Consider the following 19,642-nt stretch of genomic DNA (forward strand, 5'->3'; position numbering starts at 1 on the left):
GGTCTTCATTGACGGGGGTACGAAAAAGGAGTCAAGTGTCCCCGAAAATCTCTTTTTTCAGGCGCTTTCCGGTCGGCGTGGCGGCAAGCCCGCCTTCGGAGGTCTCCTTCAGGCTGCGGGGCATCGCGTCGCCAATCCGTTTCATCGCGATAATGACCTCGTCGGCGGGAATCGCGCTCTGAATTCCCGCGAGCGCCAGCTCCGCGCCCACAAACGCGTTTGCCACGCCCATGGCGTTGCGTTTGATGCATGGAATTTCCACAAGTCCCGCCACCGGGTCGCACACAAGGCCCAGAATATTTTTCAGGGCGATGGCACAGGCGTGCTCCGCCATTCTCGCCGTTCCGCCCGCAAGCTCCGTCAGCGCCGCCGCAGCCATGGCGGAAGCGGCGCCGCACTCTGCCTGACACCCGCCCTGTGCCCCGGCAATGCTTGCATTGTTGGCAATCACCATCCCGAACGCGGAAGAAGTAAACAGCGCCATGACCACGTCAGGCTCCGGCAGCTCCCGGTCTTCCATAATCGTCAGCAGTGCCGCGGGAATAATCCCGCAGGAACCGGCGGTCGGCGCGGCCACGATTTTGCCCATGCAGGCGTTACTTTCCGAAACCGCGAGCGCGCGCACCAGCGCGCTGCCGAACACTTTGCCGCAGAGGGTTTTCCCTTTGTCCACCGCCTGTTTCATCTTGTACGCCCCGCCGCCGGAAAGCCCGCTCACCGAGCGCATGTCCGGGTCAATGCCGTCCTCGACGGACTGCTGCATCACCCGGAAGCTTGCCAGCATGATTTCATAAAGCTCCGGTTCCGTTTTTTCCAGTTCGCGCGCCTGGTCGGCCAGCACGATTTCCGATATTTTTTTATTTTCCCGTTCGGCCGCGCTTACCAGATCTTCCACAGAATAATAGATTCCCATTTTTTCAGACCTCTCCCCCTGATTTCTTCGCTTTGTCAGTCCGGCCGCAGCATGGTGGAGCGGATGACATTCGGCAGCTTTTCAATTCCGGCGTTGCTTTCGCGGCTGAATTCCCCGTCGACCTCTATGGTCATCAGCGCCGTTTCGCCCCGGTGACCCCGGGTCAGCTTGAAATTACCGATATTGACCCCCTGCGCGGCAATATAGTTTGTCACATGGGCAATGACTCCGGGCACGTCCTTGTGCAGAATCAGAAGCGTGGTCTGCTGCCCGGTAACGTCCACTTTCATCCCGTTGATTTCGCTGATGACGATGTTACCCCCGCCTACGGAGGCACCCTGCAGGGTCACCGTGCGGCCCTGCGCGTCCGTCAGGGTAATCACCGCCGTGTTGGGGTGCGCCCCCTCAATTTCGCCCTTTTCAAAAACAACGGAAAGATTCCGTTCTTTGGCCAGCTCTAAGCTGCTGCGGATGCGGGTGTCGCTCGGCGACATCCCCATAATGCCGGCGACAAGGGCCTTGTCCGTTCCGTGTCCCCGGTAGGTCTTCGCGAACGAACCGTGTAAAAGAATGTGCGCTTTTACGGGGACACCGTCCAGCAGTGCGCCGGCAATGCGCCCGATTCTTACGGCACCGGCCGTGTGGGAGCTTGAGGGGCCGATCATGACCGGCCCGATAATATTAAAAACGTTCATACGAAGCCTCCGCAGTGCATTTTTAAAGGAAAAAAGTGGGTTTCAATTCCGCTGATATTATAGCACAACACCTGCGCGTTGGGAACGGCCGCTTTCTGTCGAAAATGATTCCCGGCGCTTTTTATTTTTTGTTGGTTTGCATATTATCATGCCCGTAACGCAAGATAATATTTGTAAAAAAATCCCAATAATTAGTTTGATATTCAAAATAATCTTGACAAACAGGCTGATTTTTGGTATAATTCCAATTGTTTTGAACTTCAAAATAAATTACGGGAGGAGTGAACGGAATTGAATCAGGAATATTCTCAGATGAATGATTTTCTTGTAAACGTGTTCAATGAAATTCTAAGAACGGAAGAAGCAAGCCTGAAAACAAAGGAATCCCACAACCTTTCCATGCGGGAAATGCATATTATTGAATCGGTGTGCGACGGAACCCGGACGGGCAGAAACACGGCTTCGGACATTGCGTGTTCGCAGGGAATTACCGCGGGTACGCTTACAACGACCATCAATACGCTGGTGAAAAAAGGCTTTGTAGAGCGGCAGCAGGACCAGCGCGACAAAAGGGTTGTCCGTATATTCCCCACGGATAAGGGGAAAAGCGTAAATGAAGTTCATTCCTCTTTTCACCACAAGATGGTTTCCGCAATCATGTCCGCCATGACGGAGGACGAATTGGCCATGTTTGTAAAAGGACTGGCGGCGGTGAAAGATTTCTTTGAAACCAGCAAAAAATAGTGGAGGGCTTTTATGGCTATTAAAATTATAACGGACAGCACGTCGGATATTGCCTTTGACCGTCAGGAGGAGCTTGGGATTAAAATCGTTTCCCTGAGCGTCCGTTTCGGCGACAAAGAGTATGTGGACGGCGTAGACCTTACCAAGCCGCAGTTTTTCCAGATGCTCCGGGAAAGCGCAGAGCTTCCCACCACGGCGCAGGTCAACCCGGAACGGTTTGAAAAAATATTTGCGGAATCCGTTCAAAACGGAGACGAGGTTATCGGAATTTTCATTTCCAGTAAGCTCAGCGGTACTTATCAGTCCGCGGTCATCGCCAAGCAGATGCTCGGCGCAGAAAACATTCATCTGATTGATTCGCTGAGTGTCAGCTTCGGGCTGGCTCTTCTTGTTTATGAAATGATAAAACTGAGGGACGCCGGAAAATCAGCGCCGGAAATCTGCTCCGCAGTGAAAGAGCTGAAAAAAAGACAGAAATTTTACGCCATTATTGATACACTCAAATATCTGAAAATGGGCGGCAGGCTGTCGGCTTCTTCCGCTTTTATCGGTTCCATGCTGCACATTAAGCCGATCATCGCCATTGAAAACGGCGAAATCAAGGCGTTTGACAAAAAGAAAGGCCACAAGGCCGCCGCTCAGCGCATTGCGGAAATGATGGAGCAGGAAAAGCCGGACTCCGCTTACCGGGTCTTTTTCGGGGACTCCGACGCCCAGCAGTTTATTAACCTGCTGAAAGACGCGGTGGAGTCCGTGGCGGACATTTCCGACAGTGAAACGGTCGCCCTCGGGTCGGTCGTCGGCACCCACGGGGGGCCGGGCTGTGTGGGCATATCCTATATTGCGCAGGAGCATTCCTGACGCGGATACGGAGGAAAAGATGAACTTTTCAATTATTGGTACGGGAAGCGCGTTTCCGTCGTGCACAAAAACCAACGAGGAACTGTCGCTTTTGATAGATACATCCGATGAATGGATCTCCACGCGCACGGGAATCAAAAGCAGACACATTTCCACAACGGAAACGCTGTGTGACTTTGCCGCCGAAGCGGCGGCCCGCGCGCTGAAGGACGCTTCCACCGCGCCGGAGGAGCTGGATTTGATTATCTGCTCCACCGCCAGGGGCGATCATATAACCCCTTCTCTTGCATGCGAAATCCAGCAAAGACTGGGCGCGGTCTGCCCGGCGTTCGACCTGAACGCGGCCTGTACCGGCTTTGTTTACGCGCTGGATGTCGCTTTTTCTTATTTTTCGGCAAATCGTGCGAAAAAAATCCTGATTGTGTCGGCAGAGGCCATGTCCAGGCTGCTGGACTGGCAGGACCGCTCCACCTGTGTGCTTTTTGGCGACGGAGCGGGAGCGGCGGTGCTGGCGCCGGGCGACAGTCTGCTTTCTATTAAAATCGGGGCGAAGGGCGAAATTGACCCGCTTTACGCGGAAAATACGCTGGGCAACTGCCCATATTCCCAGATCAGGCAGGTTGACCCCTACCTGAAAATGAGCGGCAAGGATGTTTATAAATTTGCCGTGGCCGCCATGTGCGGCGACCTTACGCAGGTTATCCGCGAGGCGGGCCTGACGGAAGAGGACGTGGACTTTGTCCTGCCACATCAGGCGAACCTGCGGATTATTGACGCGGCAAGAAGCAAGCTTACTATTGCGCCGGAAAAATACCGGCACAACATTGAACGGTTCGGCAATACCTCCTCGGCGAGCATTCCCATCCTGCTGGATGAGCTCAACCGCGCGGGGGAGCTTCACGACGGAAATATTCTGGCGCTGACCGCCTTCGGCGGCGGCATGACCACCGGAGCCTGCATCCTGCGTTGGGGGCAAAAAGACGGTTCCAATCAATCATAAAAGCGGGGGATTACAGATGATAAAAACACCATTGTGTGAACTGCTGGGGATAGAATACCCCATTATTCAGGGAGGAATGGCCTGGATTGCGGACGCGACTCTTGCGGCCGCGGTTTCCAACGGCGGCGGGCTGGGACTGATTTCCGCCATGAACGCCAATGCGGAATGGGTCAGAAAAGAAATCCGCAAGGCAAAAACGCTGACGGAAAAACCGTTCGGCGTCAATATTATGCTGATGAGTCCTTACGCGCAGGAGATTGCCCAGCTTGTCATTGACGAGGGCGTGCCGGTGGTAACGACCGGAGCGGGAAATCCCTCGCAGTATATGGGCGCGTGGATGGAAGCGGGCGTAAAGGTGCTGCCTGTGGTTCCTTCTATCGGCATCGCGAAGCGTGTGGCCCGGTGCGGCGCGGTTGCCGTGATTGCGGAGGGCTGCGAGTCGGGCGGCCACATCGGCGAACTGACCACCATGACGCTGGTGCCGCAGGTGTGCGACGCGGTGGATATTCCCGTTGTCGCGGCGGGCGGCATTGCGGACGGCAGGGGAATCGCGGCGGCGTTCCTGCTCGGCGCGGTCGGCGTACAGGTCGGAACCCGGTTTCTGGTGGCGGACGAATGCGGCGTTCATCAGAATTACAAAAATAAAATCCTTCACGCGAAGGATATTGATACCCTGACTACCGGCAAACGGACCGGGCACCCGGTCAGGGCGCTGAAAACCAGCTTTACAAGGGAATTTGCCAAAAAGGAATACGACGCTTCGGTAACCAATGAGCAGCTGAACGCGTTCGGCGCGGGCGCGCTGCGCCTTGCCGCCGTGGAGGGCGACGAGAAAAACGGATGCTTTATGGCGGGCCAGATCGCGGCCATTGTCAATAAAGAGCAGCCCGCGGCGGAAATTATCCGCGAAATGTTCGGGGAAGCGGAAACTGTGTTGGGCGGTGCGGGAAAATGGGTAAAATAGCGTTTGTTTTTTCCGGACAGGGAACCCAGTACAGCGGCATGGGCAAAGATCTTTCCGACAACAGCCCCGCCGCGAAGGAAGTGTTTGACCGTGCCGACGCGCTTCGCCCGGGAACTTCCGCGCAGTGCTTCGGCGGTACGCAGGAGGAGCTGAACCAGACCATCAACACGCAGCCGTGCGTGTTCTGTGTGGATCTGGCGGCGGCGCAGTGCCTGAAAGCCGGGGGAATTGTTCCCGACGCGGTCGCAGGTTTTTCGCTGGGCGAAGTGGCGGCGCTGACCTTTGCCGGTGCGTTCAGCACCGACGCGGGTTTCCGGCTGGTGTGCCGGAGGGCGGCCTTTATGCAGGACGCGGCGGAAAAGCAGCCGAGCGGCATGGCCGCGGTGCTCAAGCTTTCGGTGGAAACCGTACAGGAGCTCTGTGAAAAACACGAAAGCGCTTATCCGGTCAATTATAACTGCAAGGGACAGACGGTCGCGGCGATTAGCAAGAACGATCTGGACGCTTTCTGCCGGGATGTGCAGGAAGCGGGCGGCCGGGCGGTTCCGCTTGCGGTCAGCGGCGGGTTTCATTCCCCGTTTATGAACGAAGCGGCGGAAAAACTGCTGGCGGAGCTCGAAACAACGGAAATGCTTTCCCCTACCCTGCCGGTTTACTCCAATGTGGACGCAAAGCCCTACGGAGAAAACGGAAAAGTCACGCTGTCCGAGCAGATCAACCATCCGGTTTACTGGCAGAAGTCCGTGGAAAATATGATTGCGGACGGAATCGATACGTTTGTGGAAGTCGGCCCCGGGAAAACCCTGTGCGGCCTGATTAAAAAAATCTCTTCACAGGTTCGCATCCTGCATGTTGAAAACTTTGCGGAGGCGCAGGCCGCGGTGGAGGAATTAAGGAGGAACCCATGCTGACAGGAAAAACAGCCGTCGTAACCGGCGGTTCCAGAGGAATCGGCAAAGCCATCGCGCTGAAGCTGGCACAGGAAGGCGCAAACGTCGCCGTTCTCTACGCCGGAAACGAAGCGGCGGCACAGGAAACCTGCTCTCTGATTGAGCAGAGCGGCGTGAAGGCAGCGGCCTACCGGTGCGACGTGGCGGATGACGGGCAGACCAAAGAAACGGTCGACGCGATTTTGGCTGAATTCGGCGGAATCGATATTCTGGTCAACAACGCGGGCATTACGCGGGACGGGTTGCTTCTTTCGATGAAGGAAGAGGACTTCGACACCGTAGTGGATACGAACCTCAAGGGCGCATTCCACATGATTAAGCATACCTACCGTCACTTCATGAAAAAAAGAAGCGGGCGGATTATCAATATCACCTCTGTTTCCGGCGTAACCGGAAACGCGGGTCAGGCCAACTATTCCTCCGCAAAGGCGGGGCTGATCGGGCTGACCAAATCCACGGCGAAGGAGCTTGCGGGGCGAAACGTGACCTGCAACGCGATTGCGCCGGGCTTTATAGACACCGACATGACCGCCGCTCTGCCGGAGAAGGTAAAAGAGGCGGCTGTGGAAGCTATTCCGTTAAAACGGATGGGTTCCCCCGCGGACATTGCCAATCTGGCGGCGTTTCTGGCAGGGGACGCGGCGGGTTATATTACCGGCGAAGTAATCAAAATTGACGGCGGTCTTTGCATGTAGCGTTCCGTCAACCGCGTTAGATGCGGAGAATCGAGGATACGATGGCTTATTTTAATCAAAAACCCCTTGTAATCGGCGACCTTGTGGCGCAAACGCCCGTTGTGCAGGGCGGTATGGGCGTCGGCATTTCCCTCTCCGGGCTTGCCTCCGCTGTTGCCAACGAGGGCGGAATCGGCGTGCTTTCCGCCGCGGTCGTCGGTATGATGCATCAGACCGGCCCCAGCGCCCGGAATAACATTGCCGCGCTCAGGGAGGAAATCCGCCGTGCGCGCGCAAAGACTAACGGCGTGCTGGGCGTGAACGTCATGGTCGCGCTGAGCGACTTTGGGGAAATGGTGAAAACCTCCGTCGAAGAGGGCATCGACGTCATTTTTGCGGGAGCCGGGCTGCCGCTCAATCTTCCTTCTTATGTGGAAAAAGGCTGCAAAACCAAACTGGTGCCGATTATCTCCTCCGCCCGCGCGGTCAGGACGATTGCGAAATGGTGGCAAGAAAAATATAATTATACTCCCGACGCGTTTGTGGTGGAAGGCCCTATGGCCGGCGGGCATCTGGGTTTTCATAAAGACCAGATCGACGACCCGGAGTACCGGCTGGAAAAGCTGGTGCTGCAGGTGTTGGAAGCGGTTCGCCCGCTTGAGGAACGCACCGGGCTTAAAATCCCCGTGATCGCCGCGGGCGGGATATTCAGCGGCGCGGACATCCGGCGCTTTTTCAATCTGGGTGCTTCCGGAGTTCAGATGGCAACCCGCTTTGTCGCCACCGAGGAGTGCGACGCGGACATTGCTTTTAAAAACGCCTATGTCAATTGTAAAAAAGAAGACATCGGCATTGTACAGAGCCCGGTGGGAATGCCGGGGCGCGCGATTGTAAACGGGTTTCTTCAGCAGGCCGCGCAGGGGGAAAAGCACCCTACGGGCTGCCCGTTCCACTGTATCGTTCCCTGCAAGCAGCAGGAAAGCCCCTACTGCATTTCCATGGCACTGATCAACGCCTGCAGGGGCAGGCTGGAAAACGGTTTTGCCTTCATTGGGGCAAACGGTTATAAGGTAAAGGAAATTGTATCGGTTAAAAAGCTGTTCGAGACCCTTTCAGAGGAGTACCGGCAGAGTGAAGAAAGCGCGGCTGAGTCGGCGGACGCAGATGCCGCGGGAAGAGAGGATTCAATATGAAAAGAGTAGTTGTTACCGGTTTGGGCGTGATTTCGCCCGTTGGAAATACCGTGCCGGCGTTCTGGGACAGTTTAATTAACGGCCGCAGCGGAATTGATTTCATTAAGAAATTCGACACTGCCGACTATAAGGTGAAAATTGCGGCGGAAGTCAAAGATTTTGACCCGCATGATTATATGGAAAAAGGCGAGATCCGTAAAACGGATCTGTTCGCGCAGTACGCCATTGCCGCCGCCGCGCAGGCGGTGGAGGACAGCGGAATCATGGATCAGGTGGAGCCGGAGCGCTTCGGCGTTTACGTCGGTTCCGGCATCGGCGGCATGAATACCTTTATCAACGAGTGCGACAAGCTGCTAAAAGGCGGGCCGAGAAGAGTTTCTCCCCTGTTTGTTCCGATGATGATTTCCAATATGGCGTCTGGTAATATCGCCATCAAATACAACGCGCAGGGGCCCAGCCTTCCGGTTGTCACCGCCTGTGCCACCTCCACCAACGCGGTGGGCGAAGCGTTCCGCGCCATCCGTTTCGGGTACGCGGACGCCATCCTTGCGGGCGGCGCGGAAGCGACCGTCAACCCGCTTGCCATTGCGGGCTTTACCAACTGCATGGCGCTTTCCACCAAAAATATCCCGGAGGAATCCTCCATCCCGTTCGACAAGCGCCGTGACGGCTTTGTTATGGGAGAGGGCGCGGGAATTTTAATATTGGAGGAATATGAGCACGCGAAGGCGCGCGGCGCGAAGATTTACGCGGAAATCAGCGGCTACGGCAACACCTGTGACGCGCACCATATTACGGCTCCCCACCCGGAGGCGATCGGCGGCGCAAGGGCCATTTCCCTTGCCATGGAAGAAGCCGGGCTGCAGGAAGAAGCGGAAATTTATATTAACGCTCACGGTACGGGTACTCCGTTAAACGATAAATCCGAAACCATCGCAATCAAAAAGGCGCTGGGGGACAGGGCGTACCATGTCTGTATCAGCTCCACCAAATCCATGACCGGCCACATGCTCGGCGCGGCGGGTGCGGTAGAAGCAATTGTCTCTGTGCTCGCACTGAAGAACGGGGTCATCCCCCCGACCGTCGGGTATAAGGAAAAGGATGAAGACTGTGACCTGGACTATGTGCCGAACACCGCGAGGGAACGGAACGTCAACGCGGCGCTTTCCGTGTCGCTTGGCTTTGGCGGGCACAACGCCTGTATCGCTCTTCGCAAATATTGCGACGAATAGAATTGGAATTTGGAAAGGACTGGTTTTGGTTTGGATATTCAGCAAATAAAAGAACTTGCTCATACCATGCGTGAAAACGGACTGACTCTGGTTGAGATTACCGGGGACGGAACTTCCCTGCGGCTGGAGCGGGGCAGCGTGCCCGCCGAAGCGGCGCTCTCCGTTCCCGCAGCCGTTCAGGCTCCGGAGAAACAGGAAGCGGCCCCCGCCCCCGCAAAGGAATGCGGCGGGGTGGAAGTGAAATCCCCCATTGTCGGTGTGTTTTACGCCGCGGCTTCTCTGGATTCGGAGCCGTATGTTCAGGTGGGCAGCCGCGTGAAAAAGGGCGACACGCTCTGTATCATTGAAGCGATGAAGCTGCTCAACGAAATTACCGCGGAGTGCGACGGAGAAGTCACAGAAGTCTGCGCGGCCAGCGGCCAGGTAGTGGAGTACGCGCAGGTACTGTTCCGGATCAAATAGGAGGCTTTTTTATGAACAGAGAAGAAATCATGAAAATGATTCCCCACCGTGAACCCATGCTGCTGGTTGACCAAGTGGAAAAAACCGGCGAGGCGACGGCAAGGGGAACTTATACCGTCAGGGGGGACGAATGGTTTTTGAAGGGGCATTTTCCCGGAAACCCCGTCGTTCCCGGCGTCGTTCTGTGCGAAATCATGGCGCAGGCCTGCTGCATCCTGATCGGGGAGAAAATCAACGGCCGCACGCCGTACTATACGGGGCTGGATAAGGTGCGGTTTAAGCATACGGTCAACCCGGGGGATACACTCACAGTCGAGTGCAGCCTGACAAAGGAAAGAGGCCCGTTCTGCTTTGCAAGCGCCAAAGGATATGTGGGGCAGCAGCTGGCGGTTTCCGGCGAACTTTCTTTCGCGCTGGTCGGCTGACAGGAAAGGAAGTCTGAAGCTTGTTTTCAAAAATATTGATTGCAAACCGAGGCGAAATCGCCGTCCGCATTATCCGTGCCTGTAAGGAAATGGGGATTTCGAGCGTAGCGGTTTTTTCTGAGGCGGACAGCGATTCGCTGCACGTCAGCCTTGCGGACGAAAGCATCTGCATCGGCCCCGCGCAGGCAAAGGACAGCTATCTGAATATGAGCGCCATCCTTTCCGCGGCGGTGGTAACGGGCGCGCAGGCAATCCATCCCGGCTACGGCCTGCTTTCTGAAAACGCGGACTTCGCGTCTCTCTGTGAGAAATGCGGGATTGCGTTTATCGGGCCGTCTGCCGAGCTTATCCGTAAAATGGGCGACAAGGACGCGGCGCGCAAAACCATGCGTGCGGCCGGTGTTCCCGTTGTTCCGGGCTGCGATCTTCTGGAAGACCCCGCCCTGATTCAGCAGGAGGCAGACAAAATCGGTTATCCCCTTCTGGTCAAAGCCCGAGCGGGCGGCGGCGGGCGGGGAATCCGTACGGTCAACAGCGCCAAAGAGCTGAAAAACGCCTTTGCCGCGGCTTCCACCGAAGCGAAGAGCGCGTTCGGCGACGGCGCGGTCTATATGGAAAAGTATCTTTTTCCGGTCAAACATATCGAAATGCAGATTCTGTGCGACAATTACGGGAATGTCGTCTGTCTGGGCGAGCGGGAATGCTCCGTTCAGCGCAAACGCCAGAAGCTGCTGGAGGAAAGCCCCTCCCCCGCCGTCAGCGCGGAAACGCGCAGAAAAATGATGGAGGCGGCTGTCAAGGCGGCACAGGCCGTACACTATGCCAACGCGGGCACGATTGAATTTTTAATGGATAAGACCGGAAATTTCTATTTTATGGAAATGAATACAAGGTTACAGGTGGAGCACCCTGTAACAGAGATGGTCACCGGGATCGACCTTGTGAAATGGCAGATCCGCATTGCGGCCGGCGTTCCCCTCTCCTATAAACAGGAGGACATCAAGATCGAAGGCACCGCCATCGAGTGCCGCATCAACGCGGAAAATCCGCGCGACGGGTTCCGGCCCAGCTGCGGGACTATTTCTTTTCTGCATATTCCGGGTGGGCCATGGGTCCGTTTTGACACGGCCCTTTATCAGGATTATACCGTGCCGCCGTTTTATGATTCCATGATCGGCAAGCTGATTGTTCACGCCAAAACACGCGAAGAGGCCATCCGCAAAATGCAGGCGGCTCTGTGCGAGCTGGTCATTGAGGGCGTGGAGCACAACGCGGAGCAGCAGATGGATATTCTGAGCGACAGCGAGTTTATTGCCGGAGACTATTATACCGATTTGATTGAGAAACGGGGGTAACGCTTCATGCTGAAAAAAGAATTCTTCCGCAGGCCGAAAAACGAGCTTGAAAACTATAATAAATATATCAAAACGGTTTCGCCTGACGTGCCGAGCGAAATGTGCGTTTTGTGTCCCTCGTGCAGGCAGACTCTTTTTACCGGCGCGCTGAATGAGAACAGCAACGTCTGCCCCAAATGCGGATACCATTTCCGTATGAACGCCCGTCAGCGCATCAGTATGCTGGCGGATGAAAACACCTTTGAGGAGCTTTACGGCGGCATTCTTTCCAAAAACCCGATTGGTTTTCCCAATTACCCGGAAAAAATCAAGCACGCGCGGCTGGAAAGCGCCGAAAAGGAGGCCGTGGTCTGCGGTACCGCCAGAATCGGCGGAAACGACTGCGCGCTTTTTGTCATGGAACCTCATTTTATGATGGGCAGCATGGGTACGGTGGTGGGCGAGAAAATTACACGGATTTTTGAGTTTGCCCGTGACCGCTCCCTTCCGGTCGTGGGTTACACCGTTTCCGGCGGAGCCAGAATGCAGGAGGGGATTCTCTCGTTAATGCAAATGGCCAAGACCAGCGGCGCCGTCAAGCTGCACAGCGACGCGGGAAATCTGTACATTGCTGTTCTGACCGACCCGACCACCGGCGGCGTGACCGCCAGCTTTGCCATGGAGGCCGACATTATCCTTGCGGAACCGAACGCGCTGATCGGCTTTGCCGGGCCGCGCGTGATTGAGCAGACCATCCGGCAGAAGTTGCCCGCAGGCTTTCAGCGCGCGGAATTCCTGCTGGAGAAAGGGTTTGTGGACGCGATTGTCGACCGTAAAAACCAAAGGAAGCAAATCGCCAGGCTTCTTTCTTTGCACACAGGGAGGGAACGCGGATGAGCGCTTATGAGAAGGTAACCGCCGCCCGTGCAAAGGGCAGGCCGACCGGTACGGATTTTATTGCCAATATCTTCGACGATTTTGTAGAGCTGCACGGCGACCGGCGTTTCGCCGACGACAAGGCCGTTGTGGCGGGCATCGCCCGGTTAAATACTCTGCCGGTGACCGTTATCGCCCTTGAAAGGGGCCATGATACAAAAGAAAAAGTTTTCCGGAATTTCGGTTCCGCCCATCCCGAGGGGTACCGCAAGGCCCTGCGCCAGATGAAGCTGGCGGAAAAATTCGGCCGTCCCGTGGTGTGCTTTGTGGATACCTCCGGCGCGTTCTGCGGCATTGCCGCGGAGGAGCGCGGGCAGGGGCAGGCTATCGCGGAAAATTTAATGGAAATGATGACGCTGAAAGTCCCCGTCATCTCCGTGCTGATCGGGGAAGGCGGCAGCGGCGGCGCGCTTGCGCTTGCCGTAGCCGACGAGGTCTGGATGCTGGAAAACGCCATCTATTCCGTGATTTCCCCGGAGGGCTGCGCCAGCATCCTGTGGAAGGATTCTTCCAAGGTGAAAGAGGCTTCCGAGTGTCTGAAGCTGACCGCGCAGGATCTTCTGGAACTGAAGGTGATCGAGCGGGTGATTGCGGAAAACGGCAGGAACTTCCACAGAACCTATCTGGACATCAAACAGAATCTCTGGGAAACGCTTCTGACGAACCGGCAGCTTTCCCCGGAGGAACTGATTCAGAAACGCTACGAGCGCTTTCGGAAAATCGGCCCCGGACCTGCCGGTCGGGAAGCGCCTACGGCGGGACTCTAAGGAAAGCAGGGGGAAGAAAGAGGCGGCGCGCCCGGCGCGTCAGAGGGAGTACTTCTCAAAATTTTGCAAAAATAGAAAAACGCGTCCTGAAACGGCTTTACAGCCAATCAGGACGCATTTTTTATGCGCACTATTATTTTTTATTCGTACCGCAGAGCCTCAATCGGGTCGAGCTTTGCGGCTTTGTTCGCGGGGTAGTAGCCGAAGAAGATGCCGATTGCCATCGAGAAGCCTACGGCAACAGCGATGGAGGACAGCGTTGGGACAGCCGTCTGTTTCAGCAGTAAGCCGCCCGCGTAGCCAAGCCCCGCGCCAAGGATGATTCCCAGCACGCCCCCGATCAAACAGATAATCATGGATTCCACAATGAACTGGGTGCGGATGGCGCTGTCCGGTGCGCCGAGCGCCTTGCGGACGCCGATTTCTCTGGTTCGCTCCGTAACGGAAACCAGCATGATGTTCATGACCCCAATGCCGCCGACCAGCAGGGAAATAGCCGCAATGATGGAAATCGCGAGGGTAAGGGTGCCCATCATGGTGTTCATTTCCGAGATCTGGGATTCCAGACTCATAGCGAAGCATTGGAAAAATTTATTTTTTGTATAGTAGGTATTGAAGAAATTCTGTGTCTCATCGGCGAATTGTGTATAGTCAATTCCCCGGGCGGCCATTACGGTAAGGCTTGTATAGCCGTCGTCCCCGCCGGAAAGCTCCTTGGCGGTGGTGACCGGTATGTAAAAGGTGGTTCGTGTGTCCTGCCTCATAAACATGGAGGAGGAAGCTTCTTCGTATACGCCGATAACCGTGTAGGTCTGATATCCGTAATTGGTTTCCACCTTGATTTGCTTGCCGATGGGATTGTCGGCGGCGGTAAACAGCTCGCTGACCAGGCGCTCAGAAATGACGGCCACTTTTTTTACGCTCTGTTCGTCCTTCTCACTGATGAACCTGCCCTTGAGCAGAGTGATGTTGTTGACCAGAGAGGAACCTTCGTTGACACCGGACATGGAAACGTTGGAGGTTTTGTGCCCGTTTTTAATTTTTCCGGTACCTGCATTTGCTTCCAGTGAAATCGCGGTAATTTTGTCAGGATATTTTTTCTGGAATTTTTCAATCATCTCTTTGCTGATGAAATCGTTTTTCGTCATGGCAACGCCGCCGCCGCCACCCTCCTTATTGGAGAGATAAACCGAAATATTGGTAATTCCGAAATCCGCCAGCGCGTCGTTGACAGAGGTGGTCATCGCGTTGCCCACGGAGGTAATGGCAATGACGGAGCCGATTCCGATGATAATGCCCAGCATAGTCAGCAGGGCGCGCATTTTGTTGGCGATCAGTCCGTTGATGGCAAGAGAGATATTTTCAAACAGATTCATGGCTTGCCTCCTCGAAAACGGGCTGGTTTTCCCTGTCGCTCTGGATTCTGCCGTCGTGAATCGTGACAATTCGCTCGGTTTCCATTGCCAGTTCGTTGTTATGGGTAATCAAAACGATGGTTTTTCCCTGATCCCGGTGTAGCTTGTGGAACAAGTCCATGACCAGACGGCCCGTAGTGCTGTCCAGTGCGCCGGTCGGTTCATCCGCAAGGATGATCGCGGGGTCGTTTGCCATGGCGCGCGCAATGGCAATACGCTGTTTTTGTCCGCCGGAAAGCTCGTTGGGCATATGCTTGGCACGGTCCTGCATTTCCACCAGTTCCAGAAGCTCCATTGCACGGACAGCCCTTTGTTTGCCGGAAAGACCCGCGTACAGCATGGGAAGCTCCACGTTGCCCAGCGAGGTGGAACGCGGGATTAGATTAAAGGTCTGAAAAACAAACCCGATTTTTTTATTGCGGATTTCCGAAAGCTCGTTGCTGCTCATCTTGCTGATTGGAACGCCGTCCAAGCTGTAATCGCCGGAGGTCGGGCGGTCCAGCGCCCCAATGATGTTCATCAGAGTGGATTTCCCGGAGCCGGAGGCGCCTACAATAGAAACAAACTGACCCTCGTAAATATTCAGGTCGATGCCGTGCAGAATTTCCAGCTCGTTAGGCGTCCCTATGTAAAAGGTTTTGACGATGTCGTGCATATCGATTACAGCGTTCATGGTCTCATCCCTGCCGCTCTAAGGCCCTTGGCGCCTCCGCCGGATTCGGTAGCTTCCGCCGCGCCCTCAATTTTGACGGTCGCACCCGGTTTCACCTGCTTGCCGTCCGAAATGATCTGCAGGCCTTCCTTCAGTCCGTCGCCGGAAATCTCCTCTTCGGCGTCCGTTTCTATTCCGGTGGTAACGGTGATTGCTTCCACCTTAAAGCTTCCGTCCTTCTGCGGGACGGCGGCGTAAACCACACTTTTTCCGGAAGCGTCCGTGGTCACGGCGTCATACGGGACGGAAAAGACATCCTGCTTTTGTTCCAAAATAATGTCCGCGCTTCCGTTCATGCCGATTTTCAGCGGGGTGTCTTTGGAAGTGACCAGCACGTCTGCTTCAAACTCAGCATCGTTATTGCTGGCGGTTTTCCCGTCGTTGCCCTTGACGGAGGTCGGGGCGATTTTTTCCAGAACGCCCTCAAACTCTTTACCGGTAATGGCGTCAGCCGTTACGACGGCCTTCATTCCTTCTTTTAAGTTGGGGATATCGTATTCCTTGATCTTCACGGTCATTTTCAGTGCGCCGGTGTCTTCAATGACAAACATCAGGCCGCTCGCCGGGGCGTTCTGTACGGCGTAAACGGCCGTGACCGTACCGGCGGCCGGAGCGGAAATCGTACATTTCCCCAGTTTGGTCTGCAGCGCCTGCAGTTCCTTTACGGACGCCGTGTCGTCTGCGGAAAGCTTCGCGGTGATAATGTCGTCCTGTGCGCTCTTCAAGTCCTGATTGACAGAGGTCTGTGTCGCTGTAAGCGACTTGACCGCGCTGTCGTAAGCGGCCTGCGCCGCTGAAGTTGATTTGGCGTACTGTGCGCGCTCTTCATCCGCGGCTGTAACTGTGGCGTTCAGATTCTTCTGCGCGTTTTCGTAGGCAAGCTGTGCGGACTGAATCGCATCGCTCAGCTTATGGAGCTGCGATTCATATTCATAGGAGCCGTCCATGTCGTCCTTATATTCTTTTTTATAGTCATTGTAATCTCTTGTGGCAGCGTCAAGCTGATTTTTCGCAGTTGTTACATTGTTTTTGGCTGTAATTAAAGAGGTGTTCAGGTTTTCCTGGATATGCTTTTCCGCGTCGCTCTGCTTCTGCTGGGCATTTTCCAGATCGCGCTTTGCGGAATCCACCTTATCCTGTGCGGCGTTGACCTGTGTGTTCAGTCCGGCATTCAGGCTGCTGGAGGTATCGTTGTACTTCTTCTGGCTGGTCTGTATTTTCTGGTAGGCCAGCTTCGCGCTGCTGCTCAAAGCAGCCTCTTTCTGCGAAATGGTATCTTTCAAATCCTGAGAGTCCAGTTCACAAAGAACTTCTCCGGCATTTACGCGGTCCCCCACCTCTACCGGCAGCGTCTTGACGGAATAGTTCAAATCCGTGTATACCTTCACAGAGTCGGTGCTTTCCACCACTCCGGTTGTGCTGACAGTGCTGCGCAGATCCGCCTTGCTCAGGGCGGTAGACTGTACGGTTTGTACTTTGGAACCGTTTTTGGGCAGAAACGCGTTGATTGCAACGGCGGCAACGACAATAACCGCGACGGCAATCAAAATAATCTTTTTCCTCTTTTTCTTCACAGTGGTAGTCACTCCTTCGTTTGTGGGACAAAAAATACATCGATCATTGTGTACTATTTAATTAATACAATGATACAACTTGGAGATAAAAATGTCAATATTAAGACTATCGTAATTTGATTAAAAAGGGATTAAATAATTATGAAAAGAAATTGTGAATTCTGTGAACAATGCCCTGTGTGACGGGATTCACACAGGGCAGGACAGGCGGGAGCGGGATATTTTCATGATTGGTGGGGTGGTTCCATTTTGGAAGCGGGAAGAAGCTTTGCCCCGCCAGTCAGGAGGGCGGGTTCTTGGCGGCTTTTCTTGTCGGTGCTGAATTCCGTCATACAGCTCCAGTAGCGCTTTGGCATGTGGCTCATCCGGCATTTGGGGTTGTGGCGCCCCTGTACCTCAATGGTGCGGTAGAAAAGGCGCCAGAGTTCCCGGAAAGAACGTTCCTCTTCGTCGGGCTCCGGCATCTGGAAATCGTCCGCGGCAATGATTTCTGAGCGGTAGGGCTGGTAAATCAGCGCCATGGAATGGGTACGGTCGTAAATCAGGAACCGCTCCTCCGGGTACCGCTCCCGGAAATGCGGGGCCAGCAGCGGAAGTACAATGTTTTTAGGCTCTATTTCGGCAGCCAGCGCTCCGTTAAAGACGGAAAAACGCAGGAACCCTTTGAGCAGGTGGGCTTCATTGGTCAGATGCTTGACCGCCTTAAAAAGCGTGTTCACCACATCGTCCGCCAGCATATTCATCACCGACGGGCCAAAGCGAAAACCCATCCGCAGGAACAGCAGAATATACAGTTCTTTCTGCGGCAGGCAGGTCAGGTAAGCGTGCCGCACAAAGTCCAGCGCGTCGTACCCCATCTTTTTAGGAATGGAAATGAGCACACGGGCCGACTTTTGGGGGTCGGTCACAATTTCCTTCTGCGGCAGCAAAACGGTCTGCTCCGTGTCGGGCGAGAAAATATCCGCCGGAATTTCTTTTTTCTCGTAGCTTTCAAAGACGCAGCATAAAAGCCCGTCAAAGCTGCCGTCATAGCAGTAAATCAGATTTGACCGGTCAGACATTTCTGTACATCCTCCTGTGTCAGGCGCGGCTGTGGGAACAGGGAGAGCTGCTCCGGTACGGTTTCGGGCAGTCCCAGCCGGTACATTCCCAGCGCGGTGTCGGACATCAGCGAACGCAGCGCGGCGTCCTGCGTGATTTTCAGCCCGTCCGCGATTTTTCCGCCGCAGGTAATGAAGTACTGCGCCCGCTTCAGTACCACGCCCAGCTTTTTCAGTCCGTCAAAGTGCAGCGGCCCCGTTCTGCGCGCGGCGACAATGCGTTTGGCACTGGTCACGCCGATGCCCGGAATCCGCAGCAGGTCGCTGTACGGCGCGCGGTTGACCTCCATGGGGAAATATTCCATATGGCTGAGCGCCCAGTTGCACTTCGGGTCAATATAAGGGTTGAAGCTCTGGTGGCCCTCGTCCAGAATTTCATTGGCGGAAAAGCCGTAAAAACGCAAAAGCCAGTCCGCCTGGTACAGCCGGTGTTCCCGCAGCAGCGGGGGCTTGGTGCCCTGAGGGGGCAGCAGGGAGCTGGTGGAAACGGGCATATAGGCGGAAAAAAAGACGCGTTTCAGTTTATATTTGTGATAAAGCCCCTCGGTGAGGTTCAGAATCTGAAAATCCGTTTCCGGCGTGGCGCCCACAATCATCTGGGTGCTCTGTCCGGCGGGGGCAAACTTGGGGGCGTGCCGGTATTTGACAAGGTCGGTGGTGTTTTCCTGAATCCGGTTCTGAATATATCCCATCGGGGTCAGAATGGAATGCTTCGACTTGTCCGGCGCCAGAAGCTTCAGACTGCTCTGGGACGGCAGTTCAATGTTGACGCTCATCCGGTCGGCGAGCATCCCCAGACGGGAAATCAGCAGGCTGTCCGCGCCGGGAATTGCCTTTGCGTGAATATAACCCGAAAACCGGTATTCCTCGCGCAAAATCCGCAGAGCCTCTATCATCTGTTCACAGGTGTAATCCGGATTTTTCAGAATACCCGAGCTGAGGAAAAGCCCTTCTATATAATTACGGCGGTAAAAGTTGATCGTCAGCTCCGCCAGCTCGCGCGGGGTAAACGCGGCGCGGGGCGTGTCGTTGCTGCGGCGGTTCACGCAGTACTGGCAGTCATAGGCGCAGGAATTGGTCATCAGCACCTTTAAAAGGGAGATGCACCGCCCGTCCGCGGCAAAACTGTGGCAGATGCCGCAGGCGGTGGCGCTGCCAATTCCCCCGCGCGAAGCCTTTTTATCCACTCCGCTGGAGGTACAGGCCACGTCGTACTTTGCCGCGTCAGTCAGAATTTTCAGTTTATCGAAGACGTCCACTTTCAGCATCCCCTTCTTTTCGATAAGCTAATCATAGCACAGAACATATGTTCCTGTAAAGAGGGAAATTATCATTGTTCAGTCAGCTTTCACAAAAGCAAATCGCTGTTTCAAACAAATTTTCAGTTTTCGTCATAAACCCCCTGATTGCTGTTTAAAACGTAAGTTTACGAAAGATAGAAAGACAGCTTTGCGTTGGGAAAAGCATAAAAATTACACAAACGAATCAATATGAGGATGGTAAATTTCAAAATATTTTGACTAATATTCCTATATACTATATAATGTACTTATAAATTATGAGAAAAAGGGGCAAAAACGGAGGACTTTCGGAAAAGAAAAGCAAAAAGTTTCATAAATTTATTTTTTTATAAAATCTATTGACTTATGAAAGATAATGATATAATATTAAAACACAACGAAAGGGAGAGC

Annotated in this window: 20 protein-coding genes; 13 read left to right on the forward strand and 7 right to left on the reverse strand. The window is 54.6% G+C overall.

Going from position 1 to position 19,642, the window contains the following annotated elements; translation table 11 throughout:
- Positions 1 to 31: 31 nt before the first annotated feature.
- Both sdaAA and sdaAB read right to left on the reverse strand, forming a co-directional pair.
- A complete protein-coding gene (gene sdaAA / locus J5W02_RS09235) occupies positions 32 to 913 on the reverse strand; it encodes an L-serine ammonia-lyase, iron-sulfur-dependent, subunit alpha (RefSeq protein WP_219965403.1) in 882 nt (293 codons plus the stop codon).
- Positions 914 to 948: 35 nt separating this feature from the next.
- A complete protein-coding gene (sdaAB, locus tag J5W02_RS09240; protein WP_219965404.1) occupies positions 949 to 1,608 on the reverse strand; it encodes an L-serine ammonia-lyase, iron-sulfur-dependent subunit beta in 660 nt (219 codons plus the stop codon).
- A 291-nt stretch (positions 1,609 to 1,899) separates the two neighbouring features.
- On the opposite strand from sdaAB, the gene J5W02_RS09245 reads away from it, so the two are divergent.
- Genes J5W02_RS09245 through J5W02_RS09305 form a run of 13 tightly spaced genes read left to right on the forward strand, consistent with a single transcriptional unit; the run spans position 1,900 to position 13,150 of the window.
- A complete protein-coding gene (locus tag J5W02_RS09245; protein WP_219965405.1) occupies positions 1,900 to 2,352 on the forward strand; it encodes a MarR family winged helix-turn-helix transcriptional regulator in 453 nt (150 codons plus the stop codon).
- Between the two features lie 12 nt (positions 2,353 to 2,364).
- The gene (locus J5W02_RS09250) at positions 2,365 to 3,213 is read left to right on the forward strand and encodes a DegV family protein (protein ID WP_219965406.1); all 849 of its coding nucleotides are present in this window, start codon (positions 2,365 to 2,367) and stop codon (positions 3,211 to 3,213) included.
- A 19-nt stretch (positions 3,214 to 3,232) separates the two neighbouring features.
- Positions 3,233 to 4,213, forward strand: a complete 981-nt coding sequence (locus J5W02_RS09255; protein ID WP_219965407.1) for a beta-ketoacyl-ACP synthase III — start codon at positions 3,233 to 3,235, stop codon at positions 4,211 to 4,213.
- A gap of 16 nt (positions 4,214 to 4,229) precedes the next feature.
- Positions 4,230 to 5,177, forward strand: a complete 948-nt coding sequence (gene fabK, locus J5W02_RS09260) for an enoyl-[acyl-carrier-protein] reductase FabK (protein WP_219965408.1) — start codon at positions 4,230 to 4,232, stop codon at positions 5,175 to 5,177.
- The gene (gene fabD / locus J5W02_RS09265) at positions 5,165 to 6,088 is read left to right on the forward strand and encodes an ACP S-malonyltransferase (RefSeq protein ID WP_219965409.1); all 924 of its coding nucleotides are present in this window, start codon (positions 5,165 to 5,167) and stop codon (positions 6,086 to 6,088) included. The genes fabK and fabD overlap by 13 nt, the downstream gene beginning before the upstream one ends.
- A complete protein-coding gene (gene fabG, locus J5W02_RS09270; protein ID WP_219965410.1) occupies positions 6,082 to 6,822 on the forward strand; it encodes a 3-oxoacyl-[acyl-carrier-protein] reductase in 741 nt (246 codons plus the stop codon). The genes fabD and fabG overlap by 7 nt, the downstream gene beginning before the upstream one ends.
- A 20-nt stretch (positions 6,823 to 6,842) precedes the next feature.
- Positions 6,843 to 7,994, forward strand: a complete 1,152-nt coding sequence (locus J5W02_RS09275) for an NAD(P)H-dependent flavin oxidoreductase (protein WP_255575666.1) — start codon at positions 6,843 to 6,845, stop codon at positions 7,992 to 7,994.
- Positions 7,991 to 9,226 carry a beta-ketoacyl-ACP synthase II gene (fabF, locus tag J5W02_RS09280; RefSeq protein ID WP_219965411.1) on the forward strand — a complete coding sequence of 412 codons (1,236 nt, stop codon included), beginning with the start codon at positions 7,991 to 7,993 and terminating at the stop codon, positions 9,224 to 9,226. The genes J5W02_RS09275 and fabF overlap by 4 nt, the downstream gene beginning before the upstream one ends.
- 9 nt (positions 9,227 to 9,235) lie before the next feature.
- A complete protein-coding gene (gene accB / locus J5W02_RS09285; protein ID WP_219965412.1) occupies positions 9,236 to 9,688 on the forward strand; it encodes an acetyl-CoA carboxylase biotin carboxyl carrier protein in 453 nt (150 codons plus the stop codon).
- An 11-nt stretch (positions 9,689 to 9,699) separates the two neighbouring features.
- The gene (fabZ, locus tag J5W02_RS09290; protein ID WP_219965413.1) at positions 9,700 to 10,113 is read left to right on the forward strand and encodes a 3-hydroxyacyl-ACP dehydratase FabZ; all 414 of its coding nucleotides are present in this window, start codon (positions 9,700 to 9,702) and stop codon (positions 10,111 to 10,113) included.
- Between the two features lie 20 nt (positions 10,114 to 10,133).
- Positions 10,134 to 11,468, forward strand: a complete 1,335-nt coding sequence (gene accC, locus J5W02_RS09295) for an acetyl-CoA carboxylase biotin carboxylase subunit (RefSeq protein WP_219965414.1) — start codon at positions 10,134 to 10,136, stop codon at positions 11,466 to 11,468.
- A gap of 6 nt (positions 11,469 to 11,474) precedes the next feature.
- Positions 11,475 to 12,344, forward strand: a complete 870-nt coding sequence (gene accD, locus J5W02_RS09300) for an acetyl-CoA carboxylase, carboxyltransferase subunit beta (protein ID WP_219965415.1) — start codon at positions 11,475 to 11,477, stop codon at positions 12,342 to 12,344.
- Positions 12,341 to 13,150 carry an acetyl-CoA carboxylase carboxyltransferase subunit alpha gene (locus tag J5W02_RS09305; RefSeq protein ID WP_219965416.1) on the forward strand — a complete coding sequence of 270 codons (810 nt, stop codon included), beginning with the start codon at positions 12,341 to 12,343 and terminating at the stop codon, positions 13,148 to 13,150. Before accD ends, J5W02_RS09305 begins: the two co-directional genes overlap by 4 nt.
- A 140-nt stretch (positions 13,151 to 13,290) precedes the next feature.
- Here the strand turns inward: J5W02_RS09305 and J5W02_RS09310 are convergent, their stop codons facing one another.
- The 5 genes from J5W02_RS09310 to J5W02_RS09330 all read right to left on the reverse strand — a co-directional run bounded on the left by J5W02_RS09310 (position 13,291) and on the right by J5W02_RS09330 (position 19,219).
- Positions 13,291 to 14,526 (reverse strand): ABC transporter permease, encoded by a 1,236-nt coding sequence (locus J5W02_RS09310; RefSeq protein WP_219965417.1) that lies wholly within the window; start codon positions 14,524 to 14,526, stop codon positions 13,291 to 13,293.
- Positions 14,513 to 15,238, reverse strand: coding sequence for an ABC transporter ATP-binding protein (locus J5W02_RS09315; protein ID WP_219965418.1), 726 nt, complete (start codon positions 15,236 to 15,238; stop codon positions 14,513 to 14,515). Before J5W02_RS09315 ends, J5W02_RS09310 begins: the two co-directional genes overlap by 14 nt.
- Positions 15,235 to 16,851 (reverse strand): efflux RND transporter periplasmic adaptor subunit, encoded by a 1,617-nt coding sequence (locus J5W02_RS09320; RefSeq protein ID WP_219965419.1) that lies wholly within the window; start codon positions 16,849 to 16,851, stop codon positions 15,235 to 15,237. Before J5W02_RS09320 ends, J5W02_RS09315 begins: the two co-directional genes overlap by 4 nt.
- A gap of 224 nt (positions 16,852 to 17,075) precedes the next feature.
- Positions 17,076 to 17,912, reverse strand: a complete 837-nt coding sequence (locus J5W02_RS09325; protein WP_219965420.1) for a TIGR03915 family putative DNA repair protein — start codon at positions 17,910 to 17,912, stop codon at positions 17,076 to 17,078.
- Positions 17,891 to 19,219 (reverse strand): putative DNA modification/repair radical SAM protein, encoded by a 1,329-nt coding sequence (locus tag J5W02_RS09330; protein ID WP_219965421.1) that lies wholly within the window; start codon positions 19,217 to 19,219, stop codon positions 17,891 to 17,893. Before J5W02_RS09330 ends, J5W02_RS09325 begins: the two co-directional genes overlap by 22 nt.
- Positions 19,220 to 19,642 lie beyond the last annotated feature (423 nt).

Origin of the sequence: Caproiciproducens faecalis, from assembly GCF_019448085.1 — a bacterium.
GTDB lineage: Bacteria > Bacillota > Clostridia > Oscillospirales > Acutalibacteraceae > Caproiciproducens > Caproiciproducens faecalis.